This is a genomic window from Micromonospora sp. NPDC048170, assembly GCF_040652795.1.
Classification (GTDB): domain Bacteria; phylum Actinomycetota; class Actinomycetes; order Mycobacteriales; family Micromonosporaceae; genus Micromonospora.
Genome location: NZ_JBEZMR010000004.1, coordinates 111,702 through 124,553, shown reverse-complemented (window position 1 = coordinate 124,553; position 12,852 = coordinate 111,702). Strand labels below are relative to the sequence as shown.

At 74.2% G+C, this 12,852-nt stretch carries 14 protein-coding genes; 7 read left to right on the top strand and 7 right to left on the bottom strand.

Annotated elements, in window-relative coordinates:
* Window positions 1-185: 185 nt before the first annotated feature.
* Window positions 186-377 carry a 50S ribosomal protein L28 gene (rpmB, locus tag AB0D32_RS09155; protein WP_088963534.1) on the top strand — a complete coding sequence of 64 codons (192 nt, stop codon included), beginning with the start codon at window positions 186-188 and terminating at the stop codon, window positions 375-377.
* Between the two features lie 199 nt (window positions 378-576).
* On the opposite strand, the gene AB0D32_RS09150 is transcribed toward rpmB, so the two are convergent.
* Both AB0D32_RS09150 and AB0D32_RS09145 read right to left on the bottom strand, forming a co-directional pair.
* Entirely contained in the window at window positions 577-1,044 is a 468-nt protein-coding gene (locus tag AB0D32_RS09150; RefSeq protein ID WP_357086782.1) for a GNAT family N-acetyltransferase, read from the bottom strand.
* Between the two features lie 29 nt (window positions 1,045-1,073).
* Window positions 1,074-2,012 carry a thiamine-phosphate kinase gene (locus AB0D32_RS09145; RefSeq protein WP_357086780.1) on the bottom strand — a complete coding sequence of 313 codons (939 nt, stop codon included), beginning with the start codon at window positions 2,010-2,012 and terminating at the stop codon, window positions 1,074-1,076.
* A gap of 122 nt (window positions 2,013-2,134) precedes the next feature.
* Here AB0D32_RS09145 and AB0D32_RS09140 point away from each other — a divergent pair, with 122 nt between their 5' ends.
* Window positions 2,135-2,368: an Lrp/AsnC ligand binding domain-containing protein gene (locus AB0D32_RS09140; RefSeq protein WP_357086778.1), complete on the top strand. Its 234-nt coding sequence runs from the start codon at window positions 2,135-2,137 to the stop codon at window positions 2,366-2,368.
* Entirely contained in the window at window positions 2,369-3,013 is a 645-nt protein-coding gene (locus AB0D32_RS09135; protein WP_357086776.1) for a DUF3515 family protein, read from the top strand. It begins immediately after the preceding gene.
* Window positions 3,014-3,123: 110 nt separating this feature from the next.
* On the opposite strand, the gene AB0D32_RS09130 is transcribed toward AB0D32_RS09135, so the two are convergent.
* Window positions 3,124-4,230: a D-alanine--D-alanine ligase family protein gene (locus tag AB0D32_RS09130; RefSeq protein ID WP_357086774.1), complete on the bottom strand. Its 1,107-nt coding sequence runs from the start codon at window positions 4,228-4,230 to the stop codon at window positions 3,124-3,126.
* A gap of 201 nt (window positions 4,231-4,431) precedes the next feature.
* On the opposite strand from AB0D32_RS09130, the gene AB0D32_RS09125 reads away from it, so the two are divergent.
* Window positions 4,432-5,706, top strand: a complete 1,275-nt coding sequence (locus tag AB0D32_RS09125) for an ATP-binding protein (protein ID WP_357086772.1) — start codon at window positions 4,432-4,434, stop codon at window positions 5,704-5,706.
* A 94-nt stretch (window positions 5,707-5,800) separates the two neighbouring features.
* Here AB0D32_RS09125 and AB0D32_RS09120 read toward each other — a convergent pair whose 3' ends face one another.
* Genes AB0D32_RS09120 through AB0D32_RS09105 form a run of 4 tightly spaced genes read right to left on the bottom strand, consistent with a single transcriptional unit; the run spans window position 5,801 to window position 9,458 of the window.
* On the bottom strand, window positions 5,801-6,592 hold the full coding sequence (locus tag AB0D32_RS09120) for a putative protein N(5)-glutamine methyltransferase (RefSeq protein WP_357086770.1): 792 nt from the start codon (window positions 6,590-6,592) through the stop codon (window positions 5,801-5,803).
* A gap of 18 nt (window positions 6,593-6,610) precedes the next feature.
* Window positions 6,611-7,723: a cystathionine gamma-lyase gene (locus tag AB0D32_RS09115; RefSeq protein ID WP_357086768.1), complete on the bottom strand. Its 1,113-nt coding sequence runs from the start codon at window positions 7,721-7,723 to the stop codon at window positions 6,611-6,613.
* A gap of 5 nt (window positions 7,724-7,728) precedes the next feature.
* On the bottom strand, window positions 7,729-8,727 hold the full coding sequence (locus AB0D32_RS09110) for an NAD(P)H-dependent glycerol-3-phosphate dehydrogenase (RefSeq protein ID WP_357086766.1): 999 nt from the start codon (window positions 8,725-8,727) through the stop codon (window positions 7,729-7,731).
* Window positions 8,724-9,458: a lysophospholipid acyltransferase family protein gene (locus tag AB0D32_RS09105; protein WP_357086764.1), complete on the bottom strand. Its 735-nt coding sequence runs from the start codon at window positions 9,456-9,458 to the stop codon at window positions 8,724-8,726. Before AB0D32_RS09105 ends, AB0D32_RS09110 begins: the two co-directional genes overlap by 4 nt.
* Before the next feature lie 126 nt (window positions 9,459-9,584).
* On the opposite strand from AB0D32_RS09105, the gene cofC reads away from it, so the two are divergent.
* Genes cofC through AB0D32_RS09090 form a run of 3 tightly spaced genes read left to right on the top strand, consistent with a single transcriptional unit; the run spans window position 9,585 to window position 12,841 of the window.
* Complete coding sequence (gene cofC, locus AB0D32_RS09100; protein WP_357086761.1) at window positions 9,585-10,220, top strand: 2-phospho-L-lactate guanylyltransferase; 636 nt, start codon at window positions 9,585-9,587, stop codon at window positions 10,218-10,220.
* Window positions 10,221-10,241: 21 nt separating this feature from the next.
* The gene (locus tag AB0D32_RS09095) at window positions 10,242-10,439 is read left to right on the top strand and encodes a cold-shock protein (RefSeq protein ID WP_210836971.1); all 198 of its coding nucleotides are present in this window, start codon (window positions 10,242-10,244) and stop codon (window positions 10,437-10,439) included.
* A gap of 53 nt (window positions 10,440-10,492) precedes the next feature.
* Window positions 10,493-12,841: an RNA degradosome polyphosphate kinase gene (locus tag AB0D32_RS09090; protein ID WP_357086757.1), complete on the top strand. Its 2,349-nt coding sequence runs from the start codon at window positions 10,493-10,495 to the stop codon at window positions 12,839-12,841.
* Window positions 12,842-12,852: the final 11 nt, after the last annotated feature.

The following is a 12,852-nucleotide window of genomic DNA, read 5'->3' as shown; positions in this document are numbered from 1 at the left end:
CTCCGGGAGCGTCGGAGGGGACGGCACAGCCGGGCGGCGGTGGCCGCGTCGCGCGGCGGCGACCCGCCCCGGGCCTGCGTCCGGGGCCGGCTGGTCGGGTTCCCGGGGGATCGGGTAACCTGGCCAGGTTGCCCGGGCTACGCCTGGCGGCGACCTCATGAACGTTTCAATCCCAGGAGTATCCCGTGGCTAGCGTGTGCGACGTCTGTGGCAAGGGACCGGGCTTCGGCCACAACGTGTCCCACTCGCACCGGCGGACCAACCGCCGCTGGAACCCGAACATCCAGTCGGTGCGTACCCCGGCCGGTGGCGGCAACACCAAGAAGATGCAGGTCTGCACCTCCTGCATCAAGGCTGGCAAGGTCACCCGCGCCTGACGCGGTAGGCCCCACCCTTCACACTCGTCATTGCCGGCGGGCCATTGCGGTCCGCCGGCTCTGTCGTGTGTGCCGGGGCGCCGGGAGCCCGGGCGGGCCCCGACGCGCGGGAGGAGATCCAGCGCGTGCGGGGCCCCTGGCCGGAGCGTCCGAGACGGTCAGCGCAGGCGGGACGGCTCTTCAGCGCAGGCGGGACGGCTCAGAGCGTTCGGGCGAAGGAGATGCAGCCCGGGGCGTCCCGGTAGTAGCCGAAGTTGGGGATCCGCTCGTAGCCGGCCGCCGTGTACAGGGCGATGGCCTCGGGCTGCTTGTCGCCGCACTCCAGGACGATCCGCTTGCGCGCGTGTTCCCGCGCCGAGCGCTCCACCGCCGCCAGCACCGCCCGGGCCACACCCCGGCCCCGGGCCGCCGGTGCGGTGTACATCCGCTTCAGTTCGGCGGTGTCGCCCTCGTCACCGTGGCTGCGCCAGCCGCCGCAGGCGACCGGCTCACCACCGAGGTGGGCGACGAGGAAGGCCCCCGCGGGCAGCACGAACTCGCCCGGGTCGACCGGGGTCTCGTCGCCGCTGCCGCCGTACCGGGCGCCGAGGTCGGCCAACGCGGCACGGATCAGCCCCTGCGCCACCGCCGAGTCGAAGCGCTCGACGCGAATCTCGATCTCACTCACGAAGTAAAGGCTACGACCCCGATCGACCCTTACCGGAAGTGGTCCCAGCCGGCGGGTCCGTCGTACGGCCGGCCGTCAACCGTGACGCCCGAGCCCTCCGCGACCCGCCCGATCGGCCGCCAGTCGGACGGCAGCGCCACCGCCGACGGGAACGTGGCGGCCAGCGCGTGGTCCTCGCCGCCGGCGAGCAGCCACGAGTACGGGTCGACGCCGAGTGCCTGGGCGGCGTCGCGCATCTGCCGGGGCACCTCGAAGGCGTCCCGGCGCACGTCCACGGCGACGCCACTGGCCTTCGCCACGTGCCCGAGGTCGGCGAGCAGCCCGTCCGACACGTCGATCATGGAGGTGGCGCCGAGCCGGGCGGCGTACGGCCCCGCCGCGTAGGGCACCTCGGGTCGCCGGTACGCGTCCACCAGCAGCCGGGGCGTGCGGAAACCCCGGGAGAGCACGGTCAGCCCGGCCGCCGCGTACCCGGTGCGGCCGGCCAGGGCCAGCACGTCCCCGGGCCGCGCGCCGGAGCGGGTCACCGGCGGCCGGCCGCCGAGATCACCGAGGGCGGTGACCGCGATCGTCAACGTCGGGCTGGCCGACATGTCCCCGCCCACCACGCTCGCGCCGACCTTCGCCGCCTCGGCGGCCAGCCCGTCGGCGAGTTCCTCGGCCCACCCGACCTCCAACTCCGGCGGTATGCAGAGCGCGACCAGCAGCGCCGTCGGCCGTGCCCCCATCGCGACGATGTCGGCCAGGTTCGCCGCCGCCGCCCGGTGGCCGACGTCCCGCGCGCCGGACCAGTCCCGCCGGAAGTGCCGTCCCTCCACCAGCACGTCGGTCGAGGCCGCGACCCGGGCGTCCGGAGCGGCCACCACCGCGGCGTCGTCCCCCGGACCGAGCAGAACGGTCGATCCGTACGACAACCGGGCGGTCACCCGATCGATCAGGCCGAACTCGCCGACCCCCGCGACACTCATGCCGGCCCTCCGCCGTGCTCGCTCACCGCTTCTCCTTGACCACCGATAGGGATCAGACCTGGTCCGTAAGGTACTTTCTCCCTTCGGGCCGCCTTCGGGCGGCGACGGAAGGAGGTCGAGTCGTGGTTCAGGCGTACATCCTCATCCAGACCGAGGTCGGACGGGCGCGTGACGTGGCCGGTCACATCTCGGACCTTGCCGGCGTGGTACGCGTCGACGCCGTCACCGGGCCGTACGACGTGGTCGTGCTCACCGAAGCGAACACCGTCGACGAGCTCGGCAAACTCATCGTCAGCAAGGTGCAGATGGTGCCCGGCATCACCCGCACCCTCACGTGTTCGGTGGTGCGCCTGTAAGTGGACAAGATCACTGACTCCCCCGTCACCGATTCCGCCCAGCCGGACGAGGTCGCCCCCGAGCGGCCGTCCCGCGACCGGGCGACCCGTGGCGCCGCGCTGGTCGCGACGCTGGTCGCACTGCCGGTCACCGTGCTGGTGGGCTGGCTCGCGATCGGCCAACTCTCCCCGCAGGAGCAGGCCGAGCCGGTAGCCACGCCGAGCGTGACCGCCACCACCGCCGGCCCAGGGTCCACCGCGCCGGTCGAGATGGCCGCACCGACGCTGGCCGAACGGCCCGCCACGGTCTGCCGGGCCCTGCTCTCCCAGTTGCCGGCCACGGTCAACAACCTCCCGCAGCGCCCGGTCACCGCCGGTCCGGAGCAGAACGCCGCGTACGGCGACCCGGCGGTCACCGTCGCGTGCGGCGGGGCCGAGCCGACCGTCGGCGACACCGACGACGTCTGGACCGTCAACAGGGTCTGCTGGCACGCCACGGAGCAGGCCGACGTCACCGTACTCACCACGCTGGACCGGGAGACGGCCGTCACGGTCCGCGTGCCGCGCACCTACGGGCAGGCGTTGCAGTGGGTCTCCCCCATCTCGGACACGATCGTGGCCTCGGTGCCCTCCGGCGGCGACGCCCCGCGCGGCTGCCAGGGCTGACGCCCGCCCTGCCCCGCCTGGCGCGCGGGCGGGGCGTTGACGGGTCAGGAAGGGGCACCTTCCTGTACATCAGGCGTCAGGAAGGTGCCCTTCCTTACCCGTGGGTCGGTTCAGTGCAGGCCGACGCCGCGGTGCAGGGCGGTGCGGATGAGGCGGTTGACCAGCTTCGGGTACTCCAGCCCGGACGCCGCCCACATCCGCGGGAACATCGACGTCGGGGTGAAGCCCGGCATGGTGTTGATCTCGTTGAGGTAGACGTCCAGCTCCGGCGTGACGAAGAAGTCGACCCGGGCCAGGCCGGCGCAGTCGAGCGCGGTGAAGGCGCGGACGGCGTACTCCTGGACCTGGCGGGTCACCCGCTCGGGCAACTCGGCCGGGATGTCGTACTCGCAGGCAGACTCGGAGTCGATGTACTTCGCCTCGAAGTCGTAGAAGTCGTAGTCCCCGACGACCCGGACCTCGGCGAGCACGGACGCCTCCGGCACACCGCCGGCCTCGCCCTCCAGCACGCCGCACTCGATCTCGCGGCCGACGACCGCCCCCTCGACCAGCACCTTCGGGTCGATCTGGCGGGCGGTGGCGACCGCCGCGTCCAGCGCCTCCCAGTCGTCGACCTTGGTGATGCCGAACGACGAGCCGGCCCGGGACGGCTTCACGAAGACCGGCAGGCCGAGCCGCTCCTTGTCCGCCTCGCTGAGCGTCATCCCGTTGCGCAGCACCGCGTACGGGCCCACCGGGATGCCCTCGGCGGCGCAGAGCTTCTTGGTGAACTCCTTGTCCATGGCGGCGGCGGAGGCGAAGACGTTCGCCCCGACGTAGGGGATGCCGGCCATCTCCAGCATGCCCTGGATGGTGCCGTCCTCGCCGTAGGCGCCGTGCAGCACCGGGAAGACGACGTCGACGTCGGCGAGCGCCCGGGGGCCCTCCGTCGGGTCGAGCACCATCAGCCCGTTGCCGGTCGGGTCGGCACGCAGCACGATGTCGGTGCCGGAATCGGCGGTGATCTCCGGCAGCCGGCGCGCGTTGATCGCCAACTGGCCGGGGTCGCCGCTGGTCAGCACCCACTGACCGGCCCGGGTGATGCCCATCGGCACCACCTCGAACTCGTCCGGGTCGAGGGCGCCGAGCACGCTGCCGGCGCTGACGCAGGAGATGCCGTGCTCCGGGCTGCGGCCGCCGAAGACGATCGCCACGCGGGTCCTGCCTGGGGTGGTCACTCCGGTCACCTCTTCGTACGCGACTGCGGGTCGTGGCGCTTCACCGGTTGACCTTACTGTGCGTGGCGGGTGCCGGCTGCCGATACCCGCACAGGCGACGGGAGGCGGCAACCGGTCAACAGGGCATGCACGTTGCGTTACCACGCACGCGGGCGATCCGGGGCGGTGGGGGTGCCACGGGCCCACTACGCTGCACGTCCTATGAGCGCTGATCCCCTCATCGAGTCCCTGTCGGCGGCGCTGGACGCCCGCCCGGACGACCTGCCGTTGCGACTGCACCTCGCCGCGCTGCTGCTGGACGCCGGCCGGGCCGGGGAGGCGATCGCGCAGGTCGGGCAGGCTCTCGCCCGGGATCCGGGCAACAACCAGGCGCAGGCGTTGATGCAGCGGGCGCTGGGTGGCTCCGTACCCCCGCCGCCGACCCCGTCCCCGGCGAGCCCGCAGCCGCCCGCGCAGCGCCCGGCGCCGGCCGGGCCCGCCGCCACCGCCGGCCAGGATCCCCTCGCCGCCTACGAGGAGGAACTCGCCGACATCGTGCCGCCGCGGTTCGCCCGCGCGGGCGACGAGCCGGAACCGGTGGCCGGTCACTCCGACCGGGTGTACGACGTGGAGACCTCCGGCATCCGGCTGGCCGACGTGGGCGGCATGTCGGCGGTCAAGGAGCGGTTGGAGCTGGCCTTCCTCGGCCCGCTGCGCAACCCGGAACTGCGCCGGATGTACGGCAAGAGCCTGCGCGGCGGGCTGATGCTCTACGGCCCGCCAGGCTGCGGCAAGACGTTCCTGGCCAAGGCGGTCGCCGGGGAGATGGGCGCGAAGTTCATCTCGTTGTCCATCGTGGACGTGCTCGACATGTGGATGGGCAACTCGGAGCGCAACCTGCACGAGCTGTTCCAGGCGGCCCGCCGCAACGCGCCCTGCGTGCTCTTCCTCGACGAGGTCGACGCGCTGGGGCACAAGCGTTCCCAGGTCGGCTCCAGCTCGATGCGGACGCTGGGCAACCAACTGCTGGCGGAGCTGGACGGGATGGAGGGCAGCAACGAGGGGGTCTTCGTGCTGGCCGCCACCAACACCCCGTGGGACGTCGACCCGGCGCTGCGCCGACCGGGGCGGCTCGACCGGGTGGTGCTGGTGCTGCCGCCGGACGCCGAGGCGCGTGCGTCCATCCTGGAGTACCACCTGCGGGAGCGGCCGATCGCGGGGATCGACCTGCGGAAGATCGTCGCGGCCACCGAGGACTACTCTGGCGCCGACCTGGCCCACCTCTGCGAGACGGCCGCCGAGTTCGCGATGGCCGACTCGGTACGCACCGGCGAGGTGCGAATGATCGAGCAGCGGGATCTGGAGCGGGCGACGAAGGAGGTCCGGCCGTCGACGAAACCGTGGATGGCCACCGCCCGCAACGTGGCGATGTTCGCCAACGAGGGGGGCGTCTACGACGACCTGGTCGCATACCTGAAGCGGCGCCGGATGCTGTGACGGTGGGCGGCCCGCCCGCACCATGCCCAGCGCCATGATCCCGCCGGACGACGGTCCCACCGTCGGGAGCCGGCGGGACCGTCGTCCGGCGGGATCAGCCGCGGCGGCGGGCGGTGACGGCGATGGCGTCCCGGTCGTCGTCCCGCGTCACCGTGGGAGGCAGGCCGACGGCGGCGAGCACCACACCGAGCGCCGCCACCTGCGTCTCGCCCGCCTCCACCACCAGGTGCCCGCCCGGGGCCAGCCAGCGCGCCGCGCCCTCGGCGACCCGGCGTAGCACCGCCAGCCCGTCCGGCCCGCCGTCCAGGGCCACCGGCGCCTCGTGCAGGCGGGCCTCGGGCGGCATCAGCGCCACGGCCGCCGTCGGCACGTACGGGGCGTTGGCCAGCACCAGGTCCAGCCGGCCCCGCCAGCGCACCGGCAGCGGGTCGTACAGGTCGCCCTGGAAGACCGGGACGGCCAGCGGGTCGAGGTTGCGCCGGGCGCAGGCCACGGCGGCGGGGTCCACGTCGGCGGCGGCCAGCCAACGCGGCGCGAGCCGGCGGGCCAGCGCCACGGTGGTGGCGCCGGAACCGCAGCACAGGTCCACCACGGCCGCCCCCGGCCCGGTCACCGCGACGGCGACGTCGACCAGCAGGGCGGTACGCGCCCGCGGCACGAACACGCCGGGGTCGACGGCGATCCGTTCGCCGCAGAACTCGGCCCAGCCGAGCACGTGTTCCAGCGGCAGCCCGGCGACCCGGCGGTCGACCAGGCCGGCAAGCGTCTCGGCCGAGTCCGTGGCAGCGATCAACAACTCCGCCTCGTCCTCGGCGTAGACGCAGCCTGCGGTGCGTAACCGGTGCACGAGGGCGGCCCGGTCGGGGCGGAAGGCGAAGGCGGCCACGGGGAACCTCCGCCCGGCTCAGCGGCTCGCGTCCAGCGCGGCAGCCACGTCGGCGACCAGGTCGACGGCGTCCTCGACCCCGCAGGAGAGCCGGACGAAGCCGGGCGGCGTGTCGTCGCCCCACTGGGCCCGCCGGTCGGCGGTGGTGTGCAGGCCACCGAAGGAGGTGGCCGCGGACACCAGCCGGGCCGCGTCGAGGAACCGCGCCACCCGCCCGGCGTCGCCGAGGTCGAAGCAGAGCACCCCCGGAATCCGTCGCATCTGGACCGACGCCACCGGGTGCGCCGGGTCGCCGGGCAGCCCCGGCCAGCGCAGCCCGGTCACGTCGTCGCGCCCCGCGAGCAGCCCGGCGAGGGCCTGCGCGTTCGCGGTCTGCCGGGCCAGCCGCAGGTCCAGGGTGGCCAGCGACCGGTGCGCGAGCCAGGCGTCGAACGCCCCGGGCACCGCCCCCGTGGCGTTCCGCCAGGCGGTGACCGCGTCCCTCAGCTCGGCCGAGCGGGTCGCGACGTAGCCGAGCAGCAGGTCGGAGTGCCCGGTCAGGGCCTTGGTACCGGAGGCCACCACGACGTCGGCGCCCAGGTCGAGCGGACGCTGCCCGAGCGGCGTGGCCGTCGTGTTGTCGACCGCGACCAGGGCGCCGGCGGCGTGCGCCCGGGCGGCCAGCGCCGCCACGTCGGCGACGTCCAGGCCGGGGTTGGCCGGGGTCTCCAGCAGCACCAGGCGTACGCCGTCGAACCCCGGGTGCGGGCCGGCGGTCGGGGCGAGGAGCACCCGTACCCCGATGCCTTCCAGGGTGTCGGCGGCGAAGGCCCGGACGGAGAAGTAGCCGTCCGACGGGAGCACCACGGTGTCCCCCGGCCTCAGCACCGTCAGCAGCAGCCCGGTGATCGCGGCCTGCCCGCTGGCGAAGACCCGGCAGTCGCCACCCTCCAACTCCCCGATCGCCGCCTCCAGCAGCCGCCGGGTGGGGTTGTCGGGCCGGCCGTAGCCGTCGGACGCCGCCGCCGGCCCCGCCCACGGATCCAGGTGGTACGGCGCGGCGAACACCGGCCCGGGCAGGAACGGCTGGCCGGGGGCCGGCTCCGGCAGGCCGGCGCGGACGCAGCGGGTGCCGTCGCGCGGCTCGGTCATGTCCCTCACTCCGGCTTGGTGGTGCGGCTCATCAGGGTGGTCACGGCCAGCCGGGGGTCCATGCCCTCGTGGCAGACCAGCTCGACCTGCTCGGTGATCGGCATCTCCACCGCGTGCGCCCGGGCCAGGTCGCGCAGGGCCAACGCGCTCTTGACGCCCTCGGCGGTCTGCCGGGTGGCGATGCGGGCCTCCTCCAGGGTCGCGCCCCGGCCCAGGTGCTCGCCGAAGGTGCGGTTGCGGGCCAGCGGCGACGAGCAGGAGGCGACCAGGTCACCCATCCCGGCCAGGCCGGCGAAGGTGAGCGGGTCGGCGCCGAGGGCCACCCCGAGCCGGGCCGTCTCGGCCAGCCCCCGGGTGACGAGCATGGCCCGGGTGTTGTCGCCGAAGCCCATCGCCACCGCGATGCCGTACGCCAGGGCGATCACGTTCTTCACCGCGCCGCCCAACTCGCAGCCGATCACGTCGTCGTTCGTGTACGGGCGGAAGTAGGGCGTGGTGATCGAGCGCTGCACCAGCGTGGCCCGGTCCTGGTCGGTGCAGGCGACCACGGTCGCGGCGGGCTGCTCGGCGGCGATCTCCGGGGCGAGGTTGGGGCCGGAGACCACCACCACCCGGTCCGCCGCCACCCCGGCGGTCTCCACGATCACCTCGCTCATCCGCCTGGTGGTGCCGAGTTCGATGCCCTTCATCAGTGACACCAGGGTGGCGTCCGGATGCAGGTGCGCGGCCCACCCGGCCAGGTTGCCGCGCAGCGTCTGCGACGGCACCGCCAGCACCACCACCTCCGCCCCGGTGATCGCCTCGGCGGCGTCCCCCGTCGCGGTGACCCGGGGCGGCAGCAGCACGTCCGGCAGGTACTCCGGGTTGCGCCGCTCGGCGCGGATCGTGTCCGCGACCGCCTGCCGGCGTGCCCACACGGTGACGTCCCGGCCGGCGTCGGCGAGGATCTTGGCGAACGCGGTGCCCCACGAGCCGGCGCCCAGGACCGCGACGTGCCCGCTCACGCCGTCGCCTCCGGCCGCCGGGCGCCCGCGGTGCGGCCCGTCCGTTCCCACAGCGGTGGCGGGGTGCCGCCTCGGATGTCGGTGAGCATGTCACGAAGGCGCAGCATGATGGTGTCGGTCATCTCCTCGAGGACGGCCTTCGTCGGGGTCTGGCCGGCCCACCGGCTCAGGTCGACGGGCGGCCCGGCGACCACGGTCACCGGGATCCGGGGGCGGGGGTTCAGTCGGGCCCGGCGCGGGTCGAAGATCCGCTCCGGCCCCCACATGGCGACCGGGACCACCGGCGCCCCGGTGGCGAGCGCGAGCCGGGCCGCGCCGGTCTTGCCCTTCATCGGCCACAGGTCCGGCTCGCCGGTGATGGTGCCCTCCGGGTAGATCACCACCGCGCCGCCCCGGTCGAGCGCGGCGACGAGATGGTCCAGCGACCGCACCGCGTCCACGGTGTTCCGCTCGACCGGGATCTGCCGGCACCGGTGCAGGATCCAGCCGACCACCGGCACCCGGAACACGCTCGCCTTGCCGAGGAACTGCGGCCAGCGGCCGGAGTCGTAGACGAAGTGGGCCGCGACGAGCGGGTCGGCGTGCGAGATGTGGTTCGGGACGATGATCACGCCGCCGTCGTGGCGCAGGTGCTCCATGCCACGCCAGGTGCGCCGCGTCCAGACGGTCATCACCGGCTTGACCAGCACCACGGCGAACCATTGCCAGAACCCCAGCACCCGCCGTGTCACCGCGCCTCCTCGTGCCGCCCCGACCGCACCGGATCCGTACCCGGTGATGCCCGCAGCGGAAATCATGCCTGCTCGACCCGGGTCCGGCCAGAGAGGGTACCGACGCGCGGCTGGCAGGATGGCGGTGTGAGTCAGCCGAGGTGGACCGTGGTGGTGCCGGTGAAGCGCCTCGCCGCCGCGAAGAGCCGGCTGCGGGGGGCGCTGCCGGCCGTACCGCACGAGGAGCTGGCGCTGGCCCTGGCCGCCGACACGGTCGCCGCGGTGCGGGCCTGCCCGGCGGTGGCCGGGGTGCTGGTCGTCACCGACGACGCCCGGGTGGCCGAGACCGCCCGCCGCGCGGGCGCCCGGGTGCTGCCCGACGTCCCCGGTGCCGGGCTGAACGCCGCCTTCCGGCACGGCGCGTCGGCCGCCGGCGGCGGCTGGGTGGCCGGACTCACCGCCGACCTGCCCGCGCTGCGCCCCGCCGAGCTGGCGGCGGCGCTGCACGCGGCGCAGGCCCTGCCCCCGGGCGTACGCCGGTACGTGGCCGACACCCCCGGCCAGGGCACCGTGCTGCTGGCCGCGCCACCGGGCGTGCCCCTGGACCCCCGCTTCGGGATCGGCTCGGCCGCCGCGCACGCCGCGAGCGGGGCGATCGCCCTGACCGGGGACTGGCCGAGCCTGCGGCGCGACGTGGACACCGCCGACGACCTGGCCGCCGCGGCCCGGCTCGGGCTGGGACCACGCACGGCCGCGTTGGCCGCAGCCGCCTGCCCGGCCTGAGGGGCGTGTAGCGTGCGGGGCATGCAGGGCACGGTGGCCACCTACGACGCGGCGACCCGCAGCGGGACGCTGCTCCTCGACGACGGCACCGAGCTGGCCTTCCCGGCCCGGGCGTTCGACGCCTCCGGGCTGCGGCTGCTCCGCCTCGGCCAGCGGCTGCGCGTCGAGACCGACGCCACCGGCGAGGTGGTCCGGGTGACCTTGCCGACGATGGCCTGAGCGGCTGGTCGAAGTTCGTTTTGCGTTAACCGCGTCCGGGTGATTATGAGCGGGTGAGCACCCCTCGCGAGCACCCCGCCAACCGACCGCACACCGACCCGGCCGCACCCCGCAACGGCACCCGGTCCCGGGGACCGAACGGCCACGTCCACGCCGACGGAGCCGCCGGAACCGCCGACATCGACCCGGCGGCCGCCTCCGCCGGGCTGGAGGAGGTGCTGGACCCGGTACCCGGCCCGCCGGCCGGAGCCACGTCGCCGCCGGCGGAGCCCGCCGACGAGCCGGCCGCGGCAGGACCGCCGGTCGCGGAGCCGGGGGACGAGCCGCCCCCGGCGAAGCCGCTGCCGGAGGACCGCTTCCTCAACCGGGAACTCTCCTGGCTCGACTTCAACGCCCGGGTGCTGGCGCTGGCCGAGGACCCGCGCACGCCGCTGCTGGAGCGGGCCAAGTTCCTGGCCATCTTCGCCAGCAACCTCGACGAGTTCTACATGGTGCGGGTCGCCGGGCTGAAGCGCCGGCTCCAGGCCGGCCTGCCGGTACGCGGTGGCGACCGGATGCCGCTGCGCACCCAACTGGAACTGGTCGCCGGGAAGGCCGCGACGCTGGTCGCCCGGCACTCGGCCTGCTTCACCGACGAGGTGCTGCCGAAGCTGGCCGCCGAGGACATCCGGATCCTGCGCTGGGCCGAGCTGGACGACCCCGAGCGGGAACGGCTGCGCGCGTACTTCCGGGAGCAGATCTTTCCCGTGCTGACCCCGCTGGCGGTGGACCCGGCGCACCCCTTCCCGTACATCTCGGGGCGGTCGCTCAACCTCGCGGTGGCGGTCCGCGACCCGGACGGCGGCTCGGAGTTCTTCGCCCGGGTGAAGGTGCCGAACAACGTGCCCCGGTTCGTCCGGGTGCACCGCGACCTGCCGGGCGTACGGATGCTGCCGGTGGAGGACCTGATCTCGGTGCACCTGGGGCAGCTCTTCTCCGGCATGCGGGTGGTCGAGTGCCACCTGTTCCGGGTCACCCGCAACGCCGAGGTGGAGGTCGACGAGGACCGCGACGAGGATCTGCTCCAGGCCCTGGAGCGGGAACTGGCCCGGCGCCGGTTCGGCCCGCCCGTCCGGCTGGAGGTGGCCGCCTCGATCTCCGACCACGTGCTGGAACTGCTCGTCCGCGAGCTGGACATGCACGACCAGGAGGTGTTGCGGGTGCCCGGCCTGCTCGACCTCTCCGCGCTCTGGCAGGTCTACAACGAGGCCGACCGGCCGGACCTGAAGGACCCGCCGTTCGTGCCGGCCACCCACCCCCGGCTCACCGAGGGCGAGGTGCCGCGCAGCGTCTTCGCGACCCTGCGCGACGGCGACATCCTGGTGCACCACCCGTACCACTCGTTCGCCACCAGCGTGCAGCGCTTCATCGAGCAGGCCGCCGCCGACCCCGACGTGCTGGCCATCAAGCAGACCCTCTACCGCACCAGCGGCGACTCCCCCATCGTGGACGCGCTCGTCGACGCGGCGGCCGCCGGCAAGCAGGTGGTGGTGCTGGTCGAGCTGAAGGCACGCTTCGACGAGGTGGCCAACATCGGCTGGGCGCGCACCCTGGAACGCGCCGGCTGCCACGTCGTCTACGGCCTGGTCGGGCTCAAGACGCACTGCAAGACCGCCCTGGTGGTACGCCAGGAGGGCAACCAGATCCGCCGCTACTGCCACATCGGCACCGGCAACTACCACCCGAAGACCGCCCGGCTCTACGAGGACTTCGGCATGCTCACCGCCGACCCGGAGATCGGGGCCGACCTGACCGACCTGTTCAACGTGCTCACCGGCTACAGCCGGCAGACCGCGTACCGGCGGCTGCTGGTGGCGCCGCAGGGCATCCGCAGCGGGCTGATCGAGCGGGTCGAGCGGGAGATCAGGCACGTCCGGCTGGGCATGCCCGGGCTCGTGCAGATCAAGGTGAACTCACTGGTCGACGAGGAGATCACGGACGCGCTCTACCGGGCCTCCCGGGCCGGCGTCCACGTCGACCTGGTGATCCGGGGCATGTGCACGCTGCGGCCGGGGGTGCCCGGGCTGTCGGAGAACATCCGGGTCCGCTCCATCCTGGGCCGGTTCCTGGAGCACTCCCGGATCTTCCGGTTCGGCAACGACGGCGACGCCGAGTTCTGGATGGGCTCGGCCGACCTGATGCACCGCAACCTGGACCGCCGGGTCGAGGCGCTGGTGCGGGTGAGCGACCCGGTCGCCCGGGCCGAACTGGACCACGTGATGACCGCCGCGATGAGCCCCGACGTGGACGCGTTCGAGCTGGCGGCGGACGGCACCTGGAGCCGGCGTACGGGCACCGCCGAGGAGCCGCTGGTCCACCTCCAGGAGTTGCTGCTGCGTCGCGTCGGTGGCACGGCGGGCTGACCCGTACGCGC